Raw genomic sequence first — 22,343 nt, 5'->3', positions numbered from 1 at the left:
GTGATGCTCAAATATCGGGTTAGCCCTTCCCGGAAATCCCATACTTGCGCAGCCTGTGGGCGATGGCGGTGTGGGAAGTTTGCAGGCGGCTGGCGAGTTGGCGGGTCGAGGGGTAGCTGACGTAGAGTTTTTCCAGCAAGGTTTTTTCGAAGTCTTCGACAGCTTGTTCCAGGCTGGCGACTTCTCCGTCGGCCTGGCGTGCGACCGAGGTGCCGGCAATGTCTAGGTCACCGATGTCAACCAGGGAACTTTCGCAAATGGCTGCCGCGCGGAAAATCACGTTTTGCAACTGGCGCACGTTGCCCGGCCAGCGATTGCTCAGCAGTGCAGGATAAGTGCCTGGTGTCAGGCGGCAGACCGGTCGTTGAATCTGCGCACAGGCCTGTTCCATGAAATAGCGGGCCAGCAGCAAAATGTCCTGGCCGCGTTCACGCAGCGGCGGCACTTCGAGGTTAAGGACGTTCAGTCGATAAAACAGGTCCTCGCGAAAGGTGCCTTCGCTGACCATCTTTTCCAAGTCGCGGTGGGTGGCGCTGAGGATCCGTACGTTGACCTTCACTTCCCGGTCGCCACCGACGCGCCGGAAGCTGCCGTCGTTCAAAAACCGCAGCAGCTTGGCTTGCAGGTACGGCGACATTTCGCCGATTTCATCGAGAAACACCGTGCCGTGGTTAGCCATTTCCATTAGCCCCGGTTTGCCGCCGCGTTGGGCGCCCGTGAAGGCGCCGGGGGCATAACCGAAGAGTTCGCTCTCGGCGAGGTTTTCCGGCAGCGCAGCGCAGTTGAGCGCCAGAAACGGGGCCGCATGGCGGGCGCTGATGGCGTGACAGGCACGGGCCACCAACTCTTTGCCGGTGCCGGTCTCGCCTTGGATCAGCAGCGGAGCATCCAGCACCGCGACGCGCAACGCTCGGGTTTTCAAGGTGCGTATAGGTAGCGATTCACCCAACAACGAATCGAAACCCTCGGAGTGATCGTGGTGCAGCGCGGCCAGGCGTTCACCGATGCGGCTCGGCAGGTACAGCGTCAGCAGCGCACCGGCGTCAGTGATGGGCGTAGCGTCCAGCAGCAATGCCTCGCCATTAAGCGTGACTTCGCGCAATGGCAGGCGAAAACCGTTTTCCAGCAAGGCCGTGTGCAGACCGGGATCGGCGAACAGCTCAGCGACTGATTCACCCGCAGGCTCCCGGCCACACAGCGCGATCAATGCCGGGTTGGCGAGCAGTACCCGGCCGTTGCTGTCCAGCGCCAACACCGGGTCGGTCATGGCGGCGAGCAGGGCATCGAGTTGCAGGTGCCGACGTTGGCCGGGAAGGATATCGACCACAGTGATCGCTTCGACCCCGCGCACGCGAAACAGTCGGTCTTTCAATTCTTCCAGCACTTGCGGGCTGAGGGTGGGGGCGTCGATATACACGTTCGGCGGAACCATCTCCACCGCGTCCAGATTCAGATTGCGCCCGCCGAGAATTGCCAGCACTTCCTGGGTAATGCCAACGCGGTCGATGAAGCAGACGTGGATACGCATGGGGCGGCTGAATGTTCCGGGCGGCGAGGGCGGCAATTATGCCAGTAAACAGAGTGGTGGCGTGGCGGACGCTTCGCTAACACGTTGACTCCTACAGAGTCGACGTGTTGGCGAAAGGATTTGAACATTACTTCAAATGCTCAGGATTCACCGGCTCGCCCGATTTAATGGCGAGCTTTGCCCGGACGTCTTCGAACATCTCGTCGTATTGCTTGTGCATCGCCAGCGGCAGGGTCGCGGTGTGCGGCAAGCCGTGTTTGATTGCGATCTTGTTGGCCACGCTGGCGAAGTTAAAAGCGCTGTCACGCGGCAGATCAAACGTATCTTCGAACGCGTCGCCGTTGACATCGCCGACCATGGAGAAATGCATGTAAGCGCCGTCTTTTGGGTCTTGATGCACTTCGTAGTGGATATGGATGTCATACCCGAAGTCATTGGGTTGCAGCGCAGCGCGAGTGATATACAAATGACCTGGCTCGTACATGTGCGTTGCTCCTTTACGGTACAAAAGTGTAGGAATAGACCACATGGTCGCTTCCCAGGTTCACCGATAGTGAATGCCTTGGCTGGCGGTGCTGATCCGGGTTCCGGCATAACCGTTGACGATGTCTTCGATGTCCGCCAGCGAACCGATCACGGCCTCTTTTCCGGTGTTGCGCGCGAATTCGCAGGCAGCCTGCACTTTAGGCCCCATCGAGCCTGCGGCAAAGCCCAGTTTTTCCATGTCGTCGGGATGAGCCTGGGCGATGGCCTTTTGCGTCGGCTTACCCCAGTCGATAAACGCTGAATCAACGTCAGTGGCAATCACTAGCAAATCGCAGTCCAGTTGCTCCGCCAGCAAGGCCGAGCACAGGTCTTTATCGATCACGGCTTCCACGCCTTTGAGCTTGCCGTCTTCGCCATACATTGTCGGAATGCCGCCACCGCCGGCGCAAATCACGATGCTGCCTTTCTCCAGCAGCCATTTGATCGGGCGAATTTCGAAGATGCGCTTGGGCCTTGGGCTGGCCACCACTCGACGGTATTTGTCGCCATCCGGTGCAATGCTCCAGCCTTTTTCCTGAGCCAGACGCTCGGCTTCTTCTTTTGAATAGACCGGACCGATGGGCTTGCTTGGGTGCTGAAACGCCGGGTCGTTGCCATCGACTTCGACTTGGGTCAGTAGGGTAGCGAAGGGTGTTTCAATGGGCAGCAGATTGCCCAATTCCTGTTCGATCATGTAGCCGATCATGCCCTCGGTTTCTGCCCCGAGTACGTCCAGCGGGTACGGCGAAACCGAGGTGTAGGCTGCCGCCTGCAAGGACAACAGCCCGACTTGCGGACCATTGCCGTGGGCGACGACCAGTTCATTGTTGGGGGAAATTTTGGCGATCTGTTCGGCGGCGATGCGGATATTGATCCGCTGATTGTCAGCCGTCATTGGCTCGCCACGGCGGAGCAGGGCGTTACCGCCCAGAGCAACGACGATACGCATGATGGTTTTTCCTTTCTAAAATGAATGCCCGTCGAATTCTTCGCAGGCAAGCCTGCTCCCACAGATTGCGGTGTTTCCCGACTCGGTGTTTGGCACACCCCTATCGGTGGTTCCCGACACTGTGGGAGCAGGCTTGCCTGAGAATCCGATTTTCATGCGCCGATGATGTTGAATCAGCCAGCCAATGCCGCCACCAAGATCGCCTTGATCGTGTGCATGCGGTTTTCCGCTTGCTCGAAGGCGATATTGGCCGGGGATTCGAAGACGTCTTCGGTCACTTCAACGCCGTTGGCCAGGTTCGGATAACGGCTGGCAATGTCTTTGCCGACTTTGGTTTCGCTGTTATGAAACGCAGGCAGGCAATGCATGAATTTTACCCGAGGGTTGCCCGCCGCTTTCATCATCGCGCTGTTGACCTGGTACGGCAGCAATTGCTCGATGCGCTCGTCCCAGGCTTCCACCGGCTCGCCCATGGACACCCAAATATCGGTGTGAATGAAATCGACGCCTTTGACCGCTTCTTTCGGGTCTTCGGTAATGGTGATGCGTGCGCCGCTTTCTTCGGCGAAGACTTTGCATTGGGCGATGAAATCTTCATGCGGCCACAGCGCTTTGGGTGCGCCGATACGCACGTCCATGCCCAGCTTGGCGCCGATCATCAACAGCGAATTGCCCATGTTGTAGCGCGCATCGCCCAGGTAGGCGTAGCTGATGTCGTGCAGCGGTTTGTCGCTGTGTTCGCGCATGGTCATGGTGTCGGCGATCATTTGTGTCGGGTGAAACTCAGCGGTCAAGCCATTGAAAATTGGCACGCCGGCAAACTTGGCCAGCTCTTCGACGATTTCCTGCTCAAAGCCACGGTATTCAATGGCGTCGAACATCCGGCCAAGAACGCGGGCGGTGTCTTTCATGCTTTCTTTGTGGCCAATTTGCGACGACACCGGGTCGATGTAGGTGACGTGTGCGCCTTGATCGTGAGCGGCTACTTCAAATGCGCAACGGGTGCGGGTTGAGGTTTTTTCGAAGATCAGCGCAATGTTTTTGCCTTTTAGATGCTGCTGTTCGGTGCCGGTGTACTTCGCGCGCTTGAGGTCGCGGGACAGGTCGAGCAAGTAGTGCAGCTCACGGGTGGTGTGGTGCATCAAACTCAGCAGGCTGCGGTTACGCATATTAAAAGCCATGTTCAACTCTCCCTTGTAGTGGGCAAAAATCAGTAACTAACGGAATCACGAGCGATTGGGCAGGTCATGCAATGGCCGCCGCCGCGACCTCGGCCCAATTCGCTGGCACTGATGGTGATGACTTCGACACCAGCCTTGCGCAGCAGGGTGTTGGTGTAGGTATTGCGGTCGTACCCGATGACCACGCCCGGCTCCAAGGCGACAACGTTGTTGCCGTCGTCCCACTGCTCGCGCTCGGCGGCGAAGCTGTTGCCGCCGGTTTCCACCACGCGCAGGGTTTTGAGGTTAAGCGCTGCGGCCACGGTGTCGAGAAAGTGGGTGTCTTCGCGACGGATGTCGATGCCGCCCGGTTTGCTTTCGTCAGGGCGCAGGGTGAAGGCGACGATTTGATTGACCACGTCCGGGAAAATCGTGACCAGGTCGCGGTCGCAGAAACTGAACACGGTGTCCAGGTGCATCGCGGCGCGGGATTTTGGCAGCCCGGCGACGATTACGCGTTCTACCGCGTTGTACTTGAACAGGTTGCGCGCCAGTTGGCCGATGGCCTGATGCGAGGAGCGCTCGCCCATGCCGATCAACACCACACCGTTGCCGATGGGCATCACGTCGCCGCCCTCAAGGCTGGCGCTGCCGTGGTCTTCGTCCGGGTCGCCGTACCAGATACGGAAGTCAGCGTTGACGAACTCGGCGTGAAATTTGTAGATAGCGCTGGCGAGCAGGGTTTCCTGTCGGCGCGCAGGCCAATGCATAGGGTTCAACGTGACGCCGCCGTAGATCCAGCAGGTGGTGTCACGGGTGAAGATGGTGTTTGGCAGCGGCGGCAGAATGAAGCTGGCATGGCCTAGAAAGTCGCGAAATATCTCCAGGGTCTTGCCGCCGAAGTCGCTGGGCAGGTCATCAGCGGACACGCCGCCAATCAGGTATTCGGCGATCTTGCGCGGCTCCAGGCTGCGCAGCCAGGCGTTGGTCTCGTTGATTAAACCGATGCCAACGGAATTCGCACTGATCTTGCGCTCCAGAATCCAGTCGAGGGCTTCGGGAGTTGCCACGATATCGCTCAGCAGGTTGTGCATTTCCAGCACATCGACGCCGCGTTCACGCATTTTGGTGACGAAATCAAAATGGTCACGCTTGGCCTGATTGACCCACAGCACGTCATCGAACAGCAGTTCATCGCAGTTATTGGGGGTCAGGCGTTGGTGGGCGAGGCCGGGTGAACAAACCAAGACCTTTTTTAGCTTTCCTACTTCAGAGTGGACGCCAAGTTTGACGGGTTCAGCGGACATTTCTGTACTCCTCCAATGACATGAGTAGGGGTGTTACAGGGTCAGGAAACCGGCGTAGAGACCATAGGCAGCTACCAGCGCCCCGACCACGACGACGGCAAAAATCACTTTCTCCAGGTTGGTAAAAACCGGTTGGCCGACTTCGCGTTTGGCTTTGGCAAACAAAATAACGCCGGGGGCATAGAGCAGGGCCGAGAGCAGCAGGTATTTCACGCCGCCGGCATAGATCAGCCAGACCGCGTAGATCAGCGCAACGGCAGCGATAAACAGGTCTTTCTTGCGTTCGGCCAAGGCTTTTTCGTAGGTCTCGCCACGCACCGCCAGCAGCACGGCATAGGCCGCGGACCACAAGTAAGGGATCAATATCATTGAAGTTGCGAGGTAGATCAGTGACAGGTACGTGCTGGCAGAGAACAAGGTGATGATCAGGAACACCTGAACCATGGCATTGGTCAGCCACAGCGCATTGGCCGGTACGTGGTTGGCGTTTTCACGCTTGAGGAAGGCCGGCATGGTGTGGTCTTTGGCCGCGGCGAACATGATTTCCGCACACAGCAACACCCACGACAGCAGGGCCCCGAGCAGGGAGATGATCAAGCCAACGCTGATCAACACGGCGCCCCAGTGCCCAACCACGTGCTCCAGCACGGCAGCCATCGACGGGTTCTGCAGTTTGGCCAATTCTGGCTGAGTCATGATGCCCAGCGACAGCACGTTCACGAACACTAGAAACAGCAGCACGGTGATGAAACCAATGATGGTGGCCTTGCCCACGTCCGAGCGCTTTTCGGCACGGGCGGAGAAGATGCTCGCGCCTTCAATGCCGATAAACACCCAAACGGTGACCAGCATCATGTTGCGCACCTGGTTCATCACGCTGCCCAGGTCCGGGTTCTTGATGCCCCAAATGTCAGCGGTGAAAATGTCCAGCTTGAACGCGAAGACCGCGATCAGCACGAACAGCAACAGAGGCACAACCTTGGCGACGGTGGTGACCAGGTTGATGAACGCGGCTTCCTTGATCCCACGCAGGACAAGGAAATGCACCGCCCACAGCAAAATCGACGCACCGACTATCGCGGCCGGTGTGTTGCCTTGACCGAAAATCGGGAAGAAATAACCGAGGGTGCTAAATAGCAGTACGAAGTAACCGACGTTGCCCAGCCAGGCGCTGATCCAGTAGCCCCAGGCCGAGGAGAAACCCATGTAGTCGCCGAAGCCGGCTTTGGCGTAAGCGTAGACCCCGCCGTCAAGGGTCGGCTTGCGGTTGGCCAAGGTCTGAAATACGAACGCGAGGGTCAACATGCCCACGGCGGTGATGGCCCAACCGATCAAAATGGCCCCGACATCGGCGCTGGCCGCCATGTTTTGCGGCAGCGAGAATATTCCCCCGCCGATCATCGATCCCACTACCAAGGCGACTAGCGCGCCGAGTCGAAGTTTGCCAGGAGAATCAGACATCGCACAGCTCCATCCAGGAGAAGGAATTCACAACGGTAGTTCAATCGATTTGACGGCAGATGACCCAGATCAAGGAGTTACGCTATTGCCGTGACAATTTGTCGCTGGCTAGGTCTGTAGGAGAATCCGCCACGTCTTCGACGCCGCGCTGTCGCGCAGCAAACTGTGTGGCACTTTGTGTGGTTTGAGGTTGCAGGGTGTCAGGACTGAAGCCTTCCCGAATAAATTCGGTCCCACAGATGTGGGCGATTCACAGATTCTGTAGCTGCCGAAGGCTGCGATAAGGTCCGAAGGACCTTCGCCAACACGTTGGCTCCTACAGAGGAACCGGTTCGGGCCTTGACCAGATCCAGAGGTTGCCAAGGCTCATGCCGCCGAGGGCGAGGAACAGCGGCCAACGGTGTTCAAGCAGGGTCAGCATCGCCACGGCGCAGACCAACATGCTGACGGTGGCGCTGATTTTGGCGCGGCGGGCAATCAGGCGACCGTTGCGCCAGTTGCTCAGCATCGGACCGAACAATCGATGGTTTTCCAGCCAAGCGCTTAACCGGGGTGAGCTTTTTGTGGCAGCCCAGGCGGCCAGCAGGATGAACTCGGTGGTGGGCAAACCGGGCACGACAATGGCGATCAAGCCGATCGTCAAGCTGACGTACGCAAGAATACCGAACAGCACGCGGGCGGTTTTTGAGCCCATTGCTGTGTGAGGTTTGGTCGAAAGGGTCATGGGGCGTCTGTCCATTTAACAACCCAAGCAGTTTAACAGGGCTGGCCGGGCATGCCGGGTTCAAGCAGTTTCAACCGGAAGGGCGGTGGCGTAAGCCTGTTACACGTCAAAGCGTGTTCTTGGCCGTAACACCGTGCGTTGGGAACGGAAGATTTCGTTAAAGCGAAACTGACTCACGGGAATACCTGACCAAGAAAAACAGCGGATGACACTGCGTCATCCGCTGCATGCGGTCAAACCGTTATCTAACATCTTGTGTTACCTGTCAGCCCCGTCGCTCGGCATGTTTACTCTGCGTTGTGCAGCGCCAGGCAGTTGTCCAGCATACGGTTTGAGAACCCCCATTCGTTGTCATACCAGGCCAATACCTTCAGCAGTTTGCCACTGACCTTGGTGTGATTGGCATCGAAGATCGACGACAGCGGGTTGTGGTTGAAATCGCTGGAGACCAACGGCAGTGTGTTGTAGCCGAGCACTTTCGAGTGGCGGCTGGCTTCCTTGAAGATCTCGTTGACTTCGTCGGCAGTGGTTTCCCGCTTAAGCTGCACGGTCAGGTCCACCAACGAGACGTTGATCACCGGTACCCGCACCGACATGCCCGTCAATTTGCCCGCCAGTTCCGGAAGCACCAAGCCCACGGCTTCAGCCGCGCCAGTTTTACTCGGGATCATGTTGTGCGTCGCAGAGCGCGCACGGTACGGGTCGGTGTGATAAACGTCAGTCAGGTTTTGATCGTTGGTGTACGCATGAATCGTGGTCATCAAACCGTTTTCAATGCCCAGCTCGCGGTGGAGCACTTGGGCCACTGGCGCCAGGCAGTTAGTGGTGCACGACGCATTGGAAATAATCTGATGCGATTGACGCAGCACGTCGTGGTTAACGCCGTAAACCACGGTGGCATCGGCGCCTTTGGCTGGTGCGGAGATAATCACTTTACGAGCGCCGGCGGTGATATGCGCGGCGGCTTTGTTGCGGTCGGTGAACAAACCAGTGCATTCAAATACAACATCGATGTTCTGAGCTTTCCACGGCAAATCGGCCGGGTTGCGGATGGAACTGACCGCAATTCGGTCACCATTGACGGTCAGGCTTTCGTCGTCGAACTCGACGGTGCCGCCGAAATGACCGTGTACGGTGTCCAATTGCAGCAGATGCGCGTTGATCGCGCTGTCGCCCAAATCGTTGATGGCGACGACCTGCAAGTCTTGCCGGTAGCCTTGGGTATAGAGTGCGCGTAGGACATTGCGGCCAATGCGGCCAAAGCCATTGATTGCGATACGAAGCGTCATACAGCCGTCCTCTCTGAAATTTGTTGTTGGAATTACAAGATTATTCGCATAAAAATAGAAAACAAGCCTTTTTAATGGCAATATTTTGTTTTATCTACAACGAGTAACCCGTAAGCCCAGTACAGTTGTTCGAAATCGTGCCTTTGCTCAGCCTAGGCCTGACGACCGAAAATTGGAATCATCTGAACGGGTCACCTATCCGCTAGCCTGGAGTTCATCACATGCATCCCCGCGTTCTTGAGGTAACTGAGCGGCTAATAGCCCGTAGTCGTGCGACACGTGAGCGCTATCTGCACATGATCCGTGGCGCGGCCAGCGATGGCCCAATGCGCGGCAAACTGCAATGTGCCAACTTCGCCCACGGCGTGGCCGGTTGCGGCACCGAAGACAAACAAAGCCTGAAAATGATGAACGCCGCCAACGTGGCCATCGTTTCGTCTTACAACGACATGCTTTCGGCGCACCAGCCGTACCAGCATTACCCGGAGCAGATCAAACAAGCCCTGCGCGAAATCGGCTCGGTGGGTCAGTTCGCCGGCGGGGTTCCCGCCATGTGCGATGGCGTTACCCAGGGCGAACCGGGCATGGAGCTGGGCATTGCCAGCCGTGAAGTGATCGCCATGTCGACAGCCATCGCGCTGTCGCACAACATGTTCGACGCCACACTGTGCCTCGGAATTTGCGACAAAATCGTGCCGGGCTTGTTGATGGGCGCTTTGCGCTTTGGTCATCTACCCACCTTGTTCGTACCGGGCGGTCCGATGCCGTCGGGCATATCCAACAAGGAAAAAGCCGACGTTCGCCAGCGCTATGCAGAGGGTAAAGCTACCCGCGAAGAGCTGTTGGAAACGGAGATGAAGTCGTACCACAGCCCTGGCACCTGCACCTTTTACGGCACCGCCAATACCAACCAATTGCTGATGGAAGTCATGGGCCTGCATTTGCCGGGCGCATCCTTCGTCAATCCCTACACCCCGTTACGCGATGCACTGACCCGCGAAGCGGCGCACCAAGTCACTCGGTTGACCAAGCAAAGCGGGCAGTTCATGCCGCTGGGCGAAATTGTCGACGAGCGCTCGCTGGTGAACTCGATTGTGGCGCTGCACGCGACGGGCGGCTCGACCAATCACACGCTGCACATGCCCGCCATCGCCATGGCCGCCGGGATTATTTTGACCTGGCAAGACATGGCCGATTTGTCAGACGTGGTGCCGACCCTGACCCACGTTTATCCAAACGGTAAAGCGGATATCAACCACTTCCAGGCGGCCGGTGGAATGTCGTTCCTGATCCGTGAATTGCTGGAAGCCGGTTTGTTGCACGAAAACGTCAACACCGTCGCCGGGTTCGGCCTTAGCCGTTACACCAAGGAGCCGTTCCTCGAAAATGGCACGCTGGTATGGCGCGACGGACCGATCGAAAGCCTCGATCAAGACATTTTGCGTCCAGTCGCTCGGCCTTTCTCCGCCGAGGGCGGCTTGCGCGTGATGGAAGGTAACCTCGGCCGGGGGGTGATGAAAGTGTCTGCGGTCGCCGCTGAACATCAAATCGTCGAAGCGCCAGCGCTGGTGTTTCAGGATCAGCAAGACTTGGCGGACGCATTCAAGGCCGGCCAGTTGGAACGTGATTTCATTGCGGTTATGCGGTTCCAGGGGCCGCGCTCCAACGGCATGCCAGAACTGCACAAAATGACGCCGTTCCTTGGTGTGCTGCAGGACCGAGGTTTCAAAGTGGCATTGGTCACTGACGGGCGTATGTCCGGCGCGTCCGGTAAGATCCCGGCAGCGATCCACGTCTGCCCTGAAGCGTTCGACGGCGGACCGCTGGCGCTGATTCGTGACGGAGACATTATCCGTCTCGACGGCGTTAAGGGTACATTGCACGTTCTGGTGGATCCGGCAGAACTGGCCGCCCGAGAACCTGCAATCGGTCTGCTCGACAACGGTGTCGGGTGTGGACGCGAATTGTTTGGCTTCATGCGCATGGCCTTTAGCTCGGCAGAGCAAGGGGCAAGCGCCTTTACCTCAAGTCTGGAGACGCTTAAGTGAAATTGGCTTTGGTGGGTGATATCGGCGGCACTAATGCGCGTTTTGCCATCTGGGAAGACGATACGTTGCATTCGGTCCGGGTGTTCCCGACCATTGATTACGCCAGCCCGGAAAAGGCCCTTGAGGTTTACCTCGAGGACTTGGACCTGCATCCGGGTGAAGTCGGCTCCGTCTGCCTGGCCGTTGCCGGACCGGTGGGCGGCGACGAATTTCATTTCACCAACAGCCACTGGCGCATCAGCCGTTCGGAATTCTGCGCTCATCTCAAGGTCGATAACCTGCTGATGGTTAACGACTTCACCGCGATGGCGCTGGGCATGACCCGCTTGAAAGACGACGAGTACCTGACGGTGTGCCACGGCATACCGGAAGAGGGGCGTCCCCGGGTAGTGATCGGCCCCGGAACCGGATTAGGCGTCGGCACGTTGATCGGTCTGGCGGATAACCACTGGTTGGCATTGCCAGGTGAAGGAGGGCACGTCGATCTTCCGCTGGGTACCCCTCGGGAAGCGCAGATCTGGGCGCGGTTGATGACCGAACACGAACACGTCAGTGCTGAAACCATACTCAGCGGTGCGGGTCTGTTATTGCTTTATAAAACAAGCTGCTCGCTGGATAACCTCGAACCCACGCTCAAGTCACCGGCGGCTATTACCTCGGCGGCCGTGGCAGGCGATCCGATAGCGGCTGCGGTGCTGGAACAGTTCTGTTGCTGGTTGGGTCGCGTGGCGGGCAATAATGTATTGACCGTTGGGGGGCGCGGCGGTGTCTACATCTGCGGTGGTGTCATACCGCGCTTCTCTGATTTTTTCATGGCCAGTGGTTTTGCCCGATCGTTCGCTGAAAAGGGTTTGATGAAGGACTACTTCAAGGGCGTACCGGTGTGGCTGGTAACAGCTGAGTATCCAGGGCTTATGGGTGCCGGAGTAGCATTGCAGCAAGCATTTGGTCAGGTTTAACTCACCCGGCCTCAACTATAAGAAACAGGTTTCATTGATAACAAGGACGCCCTCGTGAGTTCAGTCAGTAAATCAATTTTGCTGGTCGACGACGACCAGGAAATTTGTGAATTGCTGCAAACCTATTTGAGTCGTTGTGGCTTTGTTGTGCGCACCGTTGGCGATGGTGCCAGTTTTCGCCAGGCGCTCAACGATGAGCCCAGCGATCTGGTCATCCTCGATGTGATGCTGCCCGACGAAGACGGCTTCAGCCTGTGCCGTTGGGTGCGGCAACATCCGCGCTATGCCCAAGTCCCCATCATTATGCTTACCGCCAGTTCCGACGAAGCCGACCGGGTGATCGGTCTGGAATTGGGCGCCGATGACTATCTGGGTAAGCCGTTCAGCCCGCGTGAATTGCAGGCGCGCATCAAGGCGTTATTGCGCCGCGCGCAGTTTGGTCATGAACGGGTCAGCGGCGACGTGTTGGTGTTCGATGACTGGCGGTTGGACATGGTCAGCCATCGACTGTTTCACCGTGACGGTGAAGAAGTCATCCTCTCCGGGGCAGATTTTGCGCTGCTCAAATTGTTCCTGGATAACCCGCAACAAATTCTTGATCGCGACACCATCGGCAATGCCACCCGTGGCCGCGAGTTGATGCCGCTGGAGCGTATCGTCGACATGGCGGTGAGTCGTCTGCGTCAGCGCTTGCGCGATACCGGCAAAGCGCCGCGTCTGATCCGCACCGTGCGCGGCAGCGGGTATTTGTTGGCGGCGAACGTGACCTTTCAGGCCAGCAATGGCTACTGACACCAAGCGCTGGCGTTTTCCGATGCCACGCTCGCTGCTCGGTCGCATGTTGCTGCTGACGTTGCTGGTGGTGTTGTTGGCGCAAGGGCTGTCCAGTGTCATTTGGGTCTCGCAGTTGCGCGCGACGCAAATGGAAGGCCTGATCACCAGTGCGCGCAGCCTCGCCCACTCCATGGCCGCCAGCGTCAGTTACTTTCGTTCGCTGCCGGTTGCCTATCGCCCGCTGGTGCTTGATCAACTGCGTAGCATGGGCGGCACCCGATTTGTCGTCTCCCTCAACGATAAACCCCTGGAAATGGAAGTCCTTGGTCCCACGCCGCGTAAGGACGCGGTGTTGACCGCCGTCGAAGAAGTGCTGCGGCAACATTTGGGCAGCGAGCCGACGATTTCGGTGACCTTTGTACGACCTGAAGATCTAAGGATTTTCAACGGCGGGCTTAAACTCGATGAATTGCCCCGTTCGTGGGCGCATTACGCGTTGAGCCTGGAGCCGATCAATCCGCCGGTGCTGGTCACGCAAATCGAGTTGTCACCCGGCGAATGGCTGTACATCGCGTCGTTGTTGCCCGAACCCTATACCACGCTCGAAGAACAGAATCTGCCGACGCAGCAGGTGTGGTTCATTGGGTTGACCAGTAGTTTTCTGCTGCTGTTTATTGGCCTGTTGGTGCATTGGCAGAGTCGGCCACTCAAACGGTTGGCACGGGCTGCGCGGGAGATGTCATTGGGGACGGTGGTCGAGCCGGTTATCGAGGGCGGCGGCAGTGAAGTGGTTGAAGTCAGCCGGGCATTCAACGCCATGCGCGAACGCATCAGCCGTTACCTGTCCGAACGTAGCCAATTGTTCAGCGCCATTTCCCATGACTTGCGAACGCCTATTACTCGACTGCGGTTACGGGTTGAACTGCTGGAAGACGAAAGTGTTCAGGCTAAGTTCAGCCGAGACCTTGATGAGCTGGAACTGCTGGTCAAAGGCGCCCTGCAATGCGTGAAAGACACCGATATTCACGAAAACATCGAACCGGTGGACCTCAATCATGTGTTGGATTGCTTGGTCGAACCCTACGTCTCGCCGGCCGGTAATGGCCGCGTGACCCAGCAGGGTCAAGCGGGTGCACTGTTCTTGGGCAAACCGCTGGCGCTCAAGCGTTGCATGGGTAACCTGATCGACAACGCCCTCAAGTACGGACAAAGGGCGCACCTGCACGTGACCGACGACATCAATGCGTTTGTCCTGCACGTCGACGACGAAGGCCCCGGTGTACCGGAGCAACGCCTTGAACAAGTATTCGAACCGCACTTCCGTTTAGCCGGCAAGCAACAGCAAGGCTATGGGCTGGGATTGGGTATCGCCCGCAACATCGCCCACAGCCATGGCGGTGAAGTCAGCCTGCAAAACCTGCGCGAAGGCGGCCTGCGGGTAACGTTGCGCTTACCTCGGACGGTTGATTGATCAATATCTGCTTCCCTGAATTCTGTGGGAGCGGATTCATTCGCGAATGGTTTGACGCGATCCGTCTGATTGACCGCTTCCCGAATGAATTCGGTCCCACAGAATCTTCGGCGTCTCCCGCGAGCCCCCTATAGACCGGCTTGTACCATTTAGTATGAATGTAACCACTCTGTGACCATTGCGCGTCCCTTCGTTACGGTGTTGCCTAATCCCTTGGTTAGAATCCATGCAGCGCAAGCACCAGACTTGCTCATGCATAACAACAAGAAAAGGTAATCAGATGAATTCAATTTCCCGCCTCGCCGTCGTCATTTCTCTCGCCTCGTTGTTCCCTCTGAGTGCTCAAGCTGCTGATTCCAAAGGTACCGTTGAAGTGGTGCATTGGTGGACCTCTGGTGGCGAAAAAGCTGCGGTCGATGTGTTGAAAGCCCAAGTTGAAAAAGATGGTTTCACCTGGAAAGACGGCGCTGTGGCGGGTGGTGGCGGTTCCACTGCCATGACTGTGCTGAAAAGTCGCGCGGTCGCCGGTAATCCGCCGGGCGCTGCCCAGATCAAGGGCCCGGATATTCAGGAGTGGGCCTCTACCGGGTTACTGGATACCGACGTCCTGAAAGACGTGGCCAAAGAAGAGAAATGGGACAGCCTGCTGGACAAGAAAGTGTCCGACACAGTGAAGTACGAAGGTAACTACGTGGCCGTTCCGGTGAACATTCACCGTGTGAATTGGCTGTGGATCAACCCCGAAGTCTTCAAGAAAGCCGGTATCGCTAAAGCCCCTACCACCCTCGAAGAATTCTACGCCGCCGGTGACAAGCTCAAGGCTGCCGGCTTCATCGCCTTGGCTCACGGTGGTCAACCATGGCAGGACAGCACCGTTTTTGAAGACGTCGTGCTCTCGGTCATGGGTGCTGATGGCTTCAAGAAAGCGTTCGTCGATCTCGACCCGGCAACCCTCACCGGCCCGGCAATGGTCAAGTCTTTCACTGAACTGAAGAAAGTCGCCACCTACATGGACCCTAACCGTGCGGGCCGTGACTGGAACCTCGCGGCTGCCGACGTTATCAATGGCAAGGCCGGTATGCAGATGATGGGCGACTGGGCCAAAAGTGAATGGACGGCGGCGCATAAGGTCGCGGGCAAGGATTATCAGTGCGTTCCGTTCCCCGGCACCGAGCATTCCTTCACCTACAACATCGATTCCCTTGCCATGTTCAAGCAAAAGGACAAGGGCACAACTGCAGCTCAACAGGACTTGGCGAAGGTCGCGTTGGGTGAAAACTTCCAGAAAGTCTTCAGCATCAACAAAGGCTCAATCCCGGTTCGTCTCGACATGCTGAACGACATGAGCAAGTACGGTTTTGACTCTTGTGCCCAAACGGCCGCCAAAGACTTCCTGGCTGACGCGAAAACCGGCGGTCTGCAGCCGAGCATGGCGCACAACATGGCGACTACGCTGGCTGTACAAGGCGCGATTTTCGATGTGGTCACCAACTACATCAATGACCCTAAAGCCGATCCTGCGAAAGCAGCGACCCAATTGGCGTCTGCAATCAAATCGGCCAAATAAGCTGTTGAATCCAACCACCGCTGGTTCGCCAGCGGTTAACCCCAGCCGCAGTTCGTGCTGATGAAACCGAGTTTGGTTTCAGGCCCGGCTGCGAACTGGAATTGATGTGTCTGACGTGGGTTTTTCGATGAGTTCTGTCGCTGTGATCAGCAAAGCCTCGCCGCTCGACGTGCTTCAACGCTGGTTACCGAAGTTGGTGCTGGCGCCGAGCATGTTCGTCGTATTGGTCGGCTTTTACGGTTATATCCTGTGGACGTTTGTGTTGTCGTTCACCACCTCTACCTTTCTGCCTTCCTATACATGGGCCGGATTGGCTCAGTACGCGCGCCTGTTCGATAACGATCGCTGGTGGGTTGCGAGTAAAAACCTGGCTGTATTTGGCAGCATGTTCATTGCCATTAGTCTGGTGGTTGGCGTTGTGTTGGCGGTATTCCTTGATCAGCGCATTCGCCGTGAAGGGTTTATTCGCACTATTTATCTTTACCCGATGGCGCTCTCGATGATCGTCACCGGTACCGCTTGGAAATGGCTGCTCAATCCCGGCATGGGCCTGGATAAAATGCTGCGGGACTGGGGTTGGGAAGGCTTTCGGCTGGACTGGTTGGTTGATCCGAATCGCGTGGTTTATTGCCTGGTCATTGCAGCGGTCTGGCAGGCGTCGGGCTTCATCATGGCGATGTTCCTCGCCGGATTACGCGGCGTCGATCAATCGATCATTCGGGCTGCGCAGATTGATGGCGCCAGCTTGCCGCACATCTACCTGAAAGTCGTTCTGCCAAGCCTGCGTCCGGTGTTCTTCAGCGCCGTGATGATCCTGGCGCACATCGCTATCAAGAGCTTTGACCTGGTAGCCGCGATGACCGCCGGTGGTCCCGGTTATTCCTCTGACCTGCCAGCGATGTTTATGTATTCGTTCACGTTCAGTCGCGGCCAAATGGGCATGGGCTCTGCCAGTGCGATGCTGATGCTCGGGGCGATTCTCGCCATCGTGGTGCCTTATCTGTATTCCGAATTGAGGGCCAAGCGCGATGAGTAGTCTGGCGAATAAACCATCTCTGAGTCTTAGCAGGATCGCGATTCACGCGGTCCTGATTTTTGCATGTTTGCTGTACCTGGTGCCTTTGGTAGTGATGTTGCTGACCAGCTTCAAAACACCAGAAGACATCAGTAACGGCAACTTGTTGAGTTGGCCAACCGTGGTGACTGCCATTGGCTGGGTCAAAGCCTGGGCGACTGTGGATGGCTATTTCTGGAACTCGATCAAAATCACCGTTCCGGCGGTGTTGATCTCTACGGCCATTGGTGCGCTGAACGGTTACGTACTGTCGATGTGGCGCTTTCGCGGTTCGCAATTGTTTTTCGGCTTATTGCTGTTCGGTTGCTTTCTGCCATTCCAGACCGTACTGCTGCCGGCGTCCTTTACCCTCGGGAAAATGGGCCTGGCCAGCACCACCACTGGGCTGGTGATCGTACACATCGTCTATGGCCTGGCCTTCACCACGCTGTTCTTCCGCAACTACTACGTGAGCATCCCGGATGCGCTGGTCAAGGCCGCGCGGCTTGACGGCGCCGGTTTTTTTACTATTTTCATGAAGATCATCCTGCCGATGTCGACGCCGATCATCATGGTCTGCCTGATCTGGCAATCCACTCAAATCTGGAATGACTTCCTGTTTGGTGTGGTGTTCTCCAGCGGCGATTCGCAACCGATCACCGTGGCGCTGAATAACCTGGTCAACACCAGCACCGGCGCCAAGGAATATAACGTCGATATGGCCGCTGCGATGATCGCCGGCCTGCCAACGCTGTTGGTGTACATCGTCGCTGGCAAGTATTTCGTGCGTGGCCTGACGGCCGGCGCGGTCAAGGGGTAAGGCATGGCAACTCTAGAATTACGTAACGTCAACAAGACCTACGGCAGCGGTTTGCCGGACACCTTGAAAAATATCGAGCTGAAGATCAATGACGGCGAGTTTTTGATCCTGGTGGGTCCGTCCGGCTGCGGTAAATCGACGTTGATGAATTGCATCGCCGGGCTGGAAAGCATCAGTGGCGGGTCGATTTTGATCGACGATGCTGACATCAGCGGCATGAGCCCCAAGGATCGTGACATCGCGATGGTGTTCCAGTCCTACGCGCTGTATCCAACCATGACCGTACGCGAAAACATTTCCTTTGGTCTGAAGATCCGCAAAATGTCCCCCGCGGCGATCGAGGAAGAGGTCGCCCGGGTGTCCAAACTGCTGCAAATCGAGCACTTGCTTAACCGCAAACCTGGGCAGCTGTCTGGCGGCCAACAACAGCGTGTGGCCATGGGTCGTGCCTTGGCGCGTCGGCCTAAAATCAATCTGTTCGATGAGCCGCTGTCCAACCTCGACGCCAAGTTGCGGGTTGAGATGCGCACCGAAATGAAATTGATGCACCAGCGCAACAAGACCACCACCGTTTACGTTACCCACGACCAGATTGAAGCCATGACCTTGGGCGATAAAGTCGCCGTGATGAAAGACGGGATAATCCAGCAGTTCGGTACGCCGCAGCAGATCTATAACGATCCGGCCAACTTGTTCGTGGCAAGCTTTATCGGGTCGCCACCCATGAACTTCATCCCATTGCGTCTTCAGCGCAAAGACGGACGCCTGTTGGCGCTATTGGACAGCGGGCAAGCACGCTGCGAACTGCCGTTGTCCATGCTCGACGCAGGGCTTGAGGATCGTGAAGTGATTCTCGGCATGCGCCCGGAGCAGATCGTTCTGGCGCCCGTTGAAGCCAATGGGTTACCGACTATTCGCGCTGAAGTTCAGGTCACCGAGCCAACCGGGCCTGACACCCTGGTATTCGTTTTGCTGAATGGCAGCAAGGTCTGCTGCCGCCTGGCACCCGATGTCGCACCGCAGGTGGGCGAGTCGCTGACCTTGCAGTTCGATCCGTCCAAAGTCCTGCTGTTCGACGCCAAGAGCGGTGAACGTTTGGGTGTCTTGGGAAAGCCACAACCCACTGAGCGTGTGGGTAATGTCACACAGATAAACCGTAGCCAGTGACGGCTGCTTGAGCACAGTTGGTTGATCGATTCTGCCGTGAAGGGCGGTCGGCCAGCAATACGGAGCAAATGCTGCAGACCACGTACTAACAAGCTAATAAAAATAAAATGAGGATTTAGGGATGAAAAAGCAACGCAACAACACCCGTTTGCTCTGCAAGCTGACAGCGGTTGCAGCGCTGGTTCTTTCTGCCAACGCGATGGCAGACGAGGCTTTCAGCGCCGATTCCAAATGGATGACTGGCGACTGGGGCGGCGAGCGGACCAAGCTGATCGAGCAGGGTATCGACATCAAGGCGGACTACGTCGGTGAAGTAGGCGGCAACCTGAGCGGTGGCTACAACAACGACAAGACCGCGCGTTACTCTGACCAGTTTGGTCTGGGCGTCGCGTTAGACCTGCAAAAGCTGGTGGGCTGGAATAACACCCAGGCCAAGATCCAGCTGACCAATCGTAATGGTCAAAACATCTCCAATGACCGTGTTGGCGATCCGCGTGCTGGCACTTTGAGTTCTTCCCAAGAAGTTTACGGCCGTGGCCACATGGTGCGTCTGACCCAATTGTGGATTCAGCATCAGTTCCTCGACAACAAGCTGGACATCAAAGCCGGTTACTTCGGTGAAGGTGAAGACTTCAACACGTTCCCTTGCGAATTCCAGAACCTGGCGTTCTGCGGTTCTCAAGCGGGTAACTGGGCGACGAACATTTGGTACAACTGGCCAGTCATGCAGGCCGCTTTGCGCGTGAAGTACAACATTACCCCTGAGTTTTATGCTCAGATCGGTGTGTACGACCAGAACCCATCGCAGTTGGAACACGGCAACGGCTTCAAGCTCAGCGGCAGTGGGACCAAGGGTGCCCTCATACCGGTCGAACTGGTCTGGTCGCCGAACCCCAACGGTCTGCCGGGCGAGTACCGTGTGGGTTACTACAAGAGCTCAGCCAACGCCAATGACGTTCTTGAGGACGACAACGGCAATAACGCAGCGACCACCGGTAACAGCTACAAAGTTCACAGCAGCAAGCACGGCTACTGGGGCGTAATACAACAGCAACTCACCACCCACAACGGTGACCCTACCCGCGGTCTGCAAGTCGCGGCCAACGTAACGTTCCACGACAAGGACACCAACTTCATCGACAACTATCAGTCGCTGATGTTTGTGTACAAAGGGCCGTTCGATATGCGTCCGAAGGATGACATGGGGATCGGTTTTGCGCGTATCCATGTTAACGATGACGTGAAGAAAAACGCCGAGTTGCTCAATGCCAGCAATGGCGTCACCGACTACGACAATCCGTTGTACGCCCCGCTGCGCAGCACCGAGTACAACTACGAACTCAACTACGGCTTTCACGTGACCAACTGGTTGACCGTGCGTCCTAACCTGCAATACATCACCCACCCAGGTGGCGTGGACAAAGTTGACAACGCGGTTGTGGCTGGCCTGAAAATTCAGACGGTGTTCTAACGCTGTTGCGATGAGCTGCTCCTCTCTGCGTCCATCTTGCGGATAGCCATGGCTATCCGCTTTTTTTTGGGAAACCGTGCAGAAACTGGGGTGGCAGCGGGCAAGCCTGCTACCACCTCTTCACCAAAGGTTTGGGCGACATGATTTTCAGGACTGTGGCATATGCTTGAGCACCCGCTACAGCGTTTTTTTACCTCGTCGCGGGCCAGGCCAACGTTTCAATGGGAACGTTATCAACAGCGTGATGTGTTGCTGATTGATCACCCTCGGTGCCAAGCGGTATTCAGTCGCCAAGGCGGGCAGTTACTGCACTTTCAGCCTCGTGGTCAGCACCCTTGGCTTTGGTGCGCTGCGCATTGGCCGCAGGTCGGCGCTATCCGTGGCGGCGTGCCGATTTGCTGGCCTTGGTATGGTCGCCATCCCGCCGAGGGTGTGTGGCCCTCCCATGGCTGGGCACGGTTGCTGGATTGGAAACTGATCGACAGCACCGAAGACGAGGCAGGCGTTCATCTGCAGTGGCGCTTGAAGTTGTGGGATTGGCAGGTCGATCTTCACGCCGACTTGGGTCAAGGTATGGAGCTGCGCTTGAGCACCCAGCACCAAGACACCGAACCCTGTCTGTTCAGCCACGCCTTGCACGCTTACTGGCGCATCAGCGATGTGGCCGATGTGGCCCTGGGCGGGCTCGATGGCGCCCGTGGCTACGATCAACTGAATCGAAAGGCCTGCCTGCAAAAAGGCGAACTACGGGTCGATGGCGGCTGTCAGCGAGTGTTCAGCCATGCCGGTGAGTTACAGCTTCAAGACCAAGCGTGGCAGCGCAACTTATGCATCGACACCAGTGACAGCACCAGCACCGTCGTCTGGCACCCCGGCAATCGGCCGCTAATGGGCGTCGGTGGTAACGAAGCGCTGGGTTTCGTCTGCGTCGAAGCCGCGTCAGGAGGCTCCAACAGCCTGAGCCTGGCGCCGGGGGAGCAAGCGCATTTGAGCTTGCAGGCGCGGTCGGTGCATTGAACCGATCGCGGGCAGGCGCGCTCCTACAATTGATCAGTGTTTGCTGTGCGACAGCGCGGCGGACCTCCCAAATGCTAGATCAACTCATCATCAATCGGGTACCGGCTCGCATTCAGGCTTGCTTTGATTTTGCGCAAATGTGGTTGGAAATCCACGCCTCGGCGCAGGGTCATGCCGGTTGCCAAGACATCGAGCACCGTGAGCTGGATGATCCGCGAAGTCATGGGCATATAGATGTCGGTGTCTTCGGGCAACGGAATGTTCAGGCTCAAGGTGCTGGCCTTGGCCAGTGGTGAACCCTCGGCAGTCAGTCCCAATACCGATGCGCCGTTCTCGCGGGCGATGCGCGCCACTTCGACAAGCTCTCGGGTACGCCCGGTGTAGGAAATGATCACGAACAACTCACCGGTATGGGCCACGGAGGCGATCATGCGTTGCATCAGCACGTCGGCGTGGGCGGTGACGGCCAAGTTAAAGCGAAAGAACTTGTGTTGCGCATCGAGCGCTACCGGGGCCGAGGCGCCGAGGCCGAAGAAGTGAATTTGCCGGGCCTGAATCAACAGGTCCACGGCTTTGCTGATCAGGTTCGGATCAAGTTGTTGCAGGGCGCTGTCCAGCGAGGCGATGGCGCTGCCGAAAATCTTCCGGGTGTAAGCCTCGGGAACATCGTCAGCTTCCACGGCGCGACTGACGTACGCCGCACCGCTGGCCAGGCTTTGCGCCAGTTGCAGTTTCAATTCGGGGTAGCCGCTGACGCCAAACGAGCGGCAGAAGCGGTTGACGGTGGGCTCGCTGACCTTCGCGGCCTGTGCCAGCGCAGCGATGCTCAACCGCGTTGCTTGTTGCGGGTTGAGCAAGATCACCTCGGCGACCTTGCGCTCAGCCTTGTTCAAATCGTCAAGCCGACCCTGAATGTGCTCCAGGAGATTACGCGTGCGGTCCATTTAATATCCTTGTCTGGCCAGCGTCAGACGGGCCTGATGGCTGCCTGTCATCGAGAGTCTTCCAAGTGCGGGCAAAGGTGGCCTATCGTACTGATGGGCCTCGTCGAT

19 protein-coding genes are annotated in these 22,343 nt (G+C 57.3%); 10 read left to right on the top strand and 9 right to left on the bottom strand.

What is annotated here, in order from left to right:
• Positions 1-19: 19 nt before the first annotated feature.
• The 8 genes from RHM65_RS00580 to gap form a co-directional block, all read right to left on the bottom strand.
• Complete coding sequence (locus RHM65_RS00580; protein ID WP_322167877.1) at positions 20-1,528, bottom strand: sigma-54-dependent transcriptional regulator; 1,509 nt, start codon at positions 1,526-1,528, stop codon at positions 20-22.
• A 127-nt stretch (positions 1,529-1,655) separates the two neighbouring features.
• Positions 1,656-2,012, bottom strand: coding sequence for a DUF5064 family protein (locus tag RHM65_RS00575; RefSeq protein ID WP_322167878.1), 357 nt, complete (start codon positions 2,010-2,012; stop codon positions 1,656-1,658).
• Between the two features lie 60 nt (positions 2,013-2,072).
• A complete protein-coding gene (gene arcC / locus RHM65_RS00570) occupies positions 2,073-3,002 on the bottom strand; it encodes a carbamate kinase (protein ID WP_322167879.1) in 930 nt (309 codons plus the stop codon).
• 173 nt (positions 3,003-3,175) lie between these two features.
• Entirely contained in the window at positions 3,176-4,183 is a 1,008-nt protein-coding gene (locus RHM65_RS00565) for an ornithine carbamoyltransferase (RefSeq protein ID WP_322167880.1), read from the bottom strand.
• Positions 4,184-4,212: 29 nt separating this feature from the next.
• Complete coding sequence (arcA, locus tag RHM65_RS00560; protein ID WP_322167881.1) at positions 4,213-5,469, bottom strand: arginine deiminase; 1,257 nt, start codon at positions 5,467-5,469, stop codon at positions 4,213-4,215.
• A gap of 33 nt (positions 5,470-5,502) precedes the next feature.
• A complete protein-coding gene (gene arcD, locus RHM65_RS00555; protein WP_322167882.1) occupies positions 5,503-6,930 on the bottom strand; it encodes an arginine-ornithine antiporter in 1,428 nt (475 codons plus the stop codon).
• 316 nt (positions 6,931-7,246) lie between these two features.
• On the bottom strand, positions 7,247-7,654 hold the full coding sequence (locus RHM65_RS00550; RefSeq protein ID WP_322167883.1) for a YbaN family protein: 408 nt from the start codon (positions 7,652-7,654) through the stop codon (positions 7,247-7,249).
• 287 nt (positions 7,655-7,941) lie between these two features.
• Positions 7,942-8,943: a type I glyceraldehyde-3-phosphate dehydrogenase gene (gene gap, locus RHM65_RS00545; RefSeq protein ID WP_322167884.1), complete on the bottom strand. Its 1,002-nt coding sequence runs from the start codon at positions 8,941-8,943 to the stop codon at positions 7,942-7,944.
• Positions 8,944-9,164: 221 nt separating this feature from the next.
• On the opposite strand from gap, the gene edd reads away from it, so the two are divergent.
• The 10 genes from edd to RHM65_RS00495 all read left to right on the top strand — a co-directional run bounded on the left by edd (position 9,165) and on the right by RHM65_RS00495 (position 21,291).
• Complete coding sequence (gene edd, locus RHM65_RS00540; RefSeq protein ID WP_322167885.1) at positions 9,165-10,991, top strand: phosphogluconate dehydratase; 1,827 nt, start codon at positions 9,165-9,167, stop codon at positions 10,989-10,991.
• Complete coding sequence (locus RHM65_RS00535) at positions 10,988-11,950, top strand: glucokinase (protein ID WP_322167886.1); 963 nt, start codon at positions 10,988-10,990, stop codon at positions 11,948-11,950. Before edd ends, RHM65_RS00535 begins: the two co-directional genes overlap by 4 nt.
• A gap of 54 nt (positions 11,951-12,004) precedes the next feature.
• Complete coding sequence (locus RHM65_RS00530) at positions 12,005-12,742, top strand: response regulator transcription factor (protein WP_322167887.1); 738 nt, start codon at positions 12,005-12,007, stop codon at positions 12,740-12,742.
• Positions 12,732-14,195, top strand: a complete 1,464-nt coding sequence (locus RHM65_RS00525) for an ATP-binding protein (protein ID WP_322167888.1) — start codon at positions 12,732-12,734, stop codon at positions 14,193-14,195. The genes RHM65_RS00530 and RHM65_RS00525 overlap by 11 nt, the downstream gene beginning before the upstream one ends.
• A 280-nt stretch (positions 14,196-14,475) precedes the next feature.
• Entirely contained in the window at positions 14,476-15,762 is a 1,287-nt protein-coding gene (locus RHM65_RS00520) for an ABC transporter substrate-binding protein (RefSeq protein WP_322167889.1), read from the top strand.
• Between the two features lie 127 nt (positions 15,763-15,889).
• Positions 15,890-16,798 (top strand): sugar ABC transporter permease, encoded by a 909-nt coding sequence (locus RHM65_RS00515; protein ID WP_322167890.1) that lies wholly within the window; start codon positions 15,890-15,892, stop codon positions 16,796-16,798.
• The gene (locus RHM65_RS00510; protein WP_322167891.1) at positions 16,791-17,636 is read left to right on the top strand and encodes a carbohydrate ABC transporter permease; all 846 of its coding nucleotides are present in this window, start codon (positions 16,791-16,793) and stop codon (positions 17,634-17,636) included. Before RHM65_RS00515 ends, RHM65_RS00510 begins: the two co-directional genes overlap by 8 nt.
• Before the next feature lie 3 nt (positions 17,637-17,639).
• Positions 17,640-18,803, top strand: a complete 1,164-nt coding sequence (locus tag RHM65_RS00505) for an ABC transporter ATP-binding protein (RefSeq protein ID WP_322167892.1) — start codon at positions 17,640-17,642, stop codon at positions 18,801-18,803.
• A gap of 121 nt (positions 18,804-18,924) precedes the next feature.
• Positions 18,925-20,274: a carbohydrate porin gene (locus RHM65_RS00500; RefSeq protein ID WP_322167893.1), complete on the top strand. Its 1,350-nt coding sequence runs from the start codon at positions 18,925-18,927 to the stop codon at positions 20,272-20,274.
• 162 nt (positions 20,275-20,436) lie between these two features.
• Complete coding sequence (locus tag RHM65_RS00495) at positions 20,437-21,291, top strand: D-hexose-6-phosphate mutarotase (protein ID WP_322167894.1); 855 nt, start codon at positions 20,437-20,439, stop codon at positions 21,289-21,291.
• 74 nt (positions 21,292-21,365) lie between these two features.
• On the opposite strand, the gene RHM65_RS00490 is transcribed toward RHM65_RS00495, so the two are convergent.
• Positions 21,366-22,235, bottom strand: a complete 870-nt coding sequence (locus tag RHM65_RS00490) for a MurR/RpiR family transcriptional regulator (RefSeq protein WP_322167895.1) — start codon at positions 22,233-22,235, stop codon at positions 21,366-21,368.
• Positions 22,236-22,343: the final 108 nt, after the last annotated feature.

It is taken from the genome of Pseudomonas sp. CCI4.2, assembly GCF_034350045.1.
In the GTDB taxonomy this organism is placed as follows: Bacteria; Pseudomonadota; Gammaproteobacteria; order Pseudomonadales; family Pseudomonadaceae; genus Aquipseudomonas.
Note: the sequence above shows the minus strand (reverse complement) of the source record. Positions and strands in the feature narration are given on the sequence as shown.

What these genes read in the sequence shown, in the direction of transcription:
- RHM65_RS00565 (WP_322167880.1), bottom strand. Translation starts at nt 4,183, where the DNA reads ATGGCTTTTAATATGCGTAACCGCAGCCTGCTGAGTTTGATGCACCAC.
- RHM65_RS00580 (WP_322167877.1), bottom strand. Translation starts at nt 1,528, where the DNA reads ATGCGTATCCACGTCTGCTTCATCGACCGCGTTGGCATTACCCAGGAA.
- RHM65_RS00550 (WP_322167883.1), bottom strand. Translation starts at nt 7,654, where the DNA reads ATGACCCTTTCGACCAAACCTCACACAGCAATGGGCTCAAAAACCGCC.
- RHM65_RS00575 (WP_322167878.1), bottom strand. Translation starts at nt 2,012, where the DNA reads ATGTACGAGCCAGGTCATTTGTATATCACTCGCGCTGCGCTGCAACCC.
- RHM65_RS00515 (WP_322167890.1), top strand. Translation starts at nt 15,890, where the DNA reads ATGAGTTCTGTCGCTGTGATCAGCAAAGCCTCGCCGCTCGACGTGCTT.
- RHM65_RS00520 (WP_322167889.1), top strand. Translation starts at nt 14,476, where the DNA reads ATGAATTCAATTTCCCGCCTCGCCGTCGTCATTTCTCTCGCCTCGTTG.
- RHM65_RS00510 (WP_322167891.1), top strand. Translation starts at nt 16,791, where the DNA reads ATGAGTAGTCTGGCGAATAAACCATCTCTGAGTCTTAGCAGGATCGCG.
- arcA (WP_322167881.1), bottom strand. Translation starts at nt 5,469, where the DNA reads ATGTCCGCTGAACCCGTCAAACTTGGCGTCCACTCTGAAGTAGGAAAG.
- RHM65_RS00495 (WP_322167894.1), top strand. Translation starts at nt 20,437, where the DNA reads ATGCTTGAGCACCCGCTACAGCGTTTTTTTACCTCGTCGCGGGCCAGG.
- RHM65_RS00505 (WP_322167892.1), top strand. Translation starts at nt 17,640, where the DNA reads ATGGCAACTCTAGAATTACGTAACGTCAACAAGACCTACGGCAGCGGT.
- RHM65_RS00500 (WP_322167893.1), top strand. Translation starts at nt 18,925, where the DNA reads ATGAAAAAGCAACGCAACAACACCCGTTTGCTCTGCAAGCTGACAGCG.
- RHM65_RS00490 (WP_322167895.1), bottom strand. Translation starts at nt 22,235, where the DNA reads ATGGACCGCACGCGTAATCTCCTGGAGCACATTCAGGGTCGGCTTGAC.
- edd (WP_322167885.1), top strand. Translation starts at nt 9,165, where the DNA reads ATGCATCCCCGCGTTCTTGAGGTAACTGAGCGGCTAATAGCCCGTAGT.
- RHM65_RS00525 (WP_322167888.1), top strand. Translation starts at nt 12,732, where the DNA reads ATGGCTACTGACACCAAGCGCTGGCGTTTTCCGATGCCACGCTCGCTG.
- arcC (WP_322167879.1), bottom strand. Translation starts at nt 3,002, where the DNA reads ATGCGTATCGTCGTTGCTCTGGGCGGTAACGCCCTGCTCCGCCGTGGC.
- arcD (WP_322167882.1), bottom strand. Translation starts at nt 6,930, where the DNA reads ATGTCTGATTCTCCTGGCAAACTTCGACTCGGCGCGCTAGTCGCCTTG.
- gap (WP_322167884.1), bottom strand. Translation starts at nt 8,943, where the DNA reads ATGACGCTTCGTATCGCAATCAATGGCTTTGGCCGCATTGGCCGCAAT.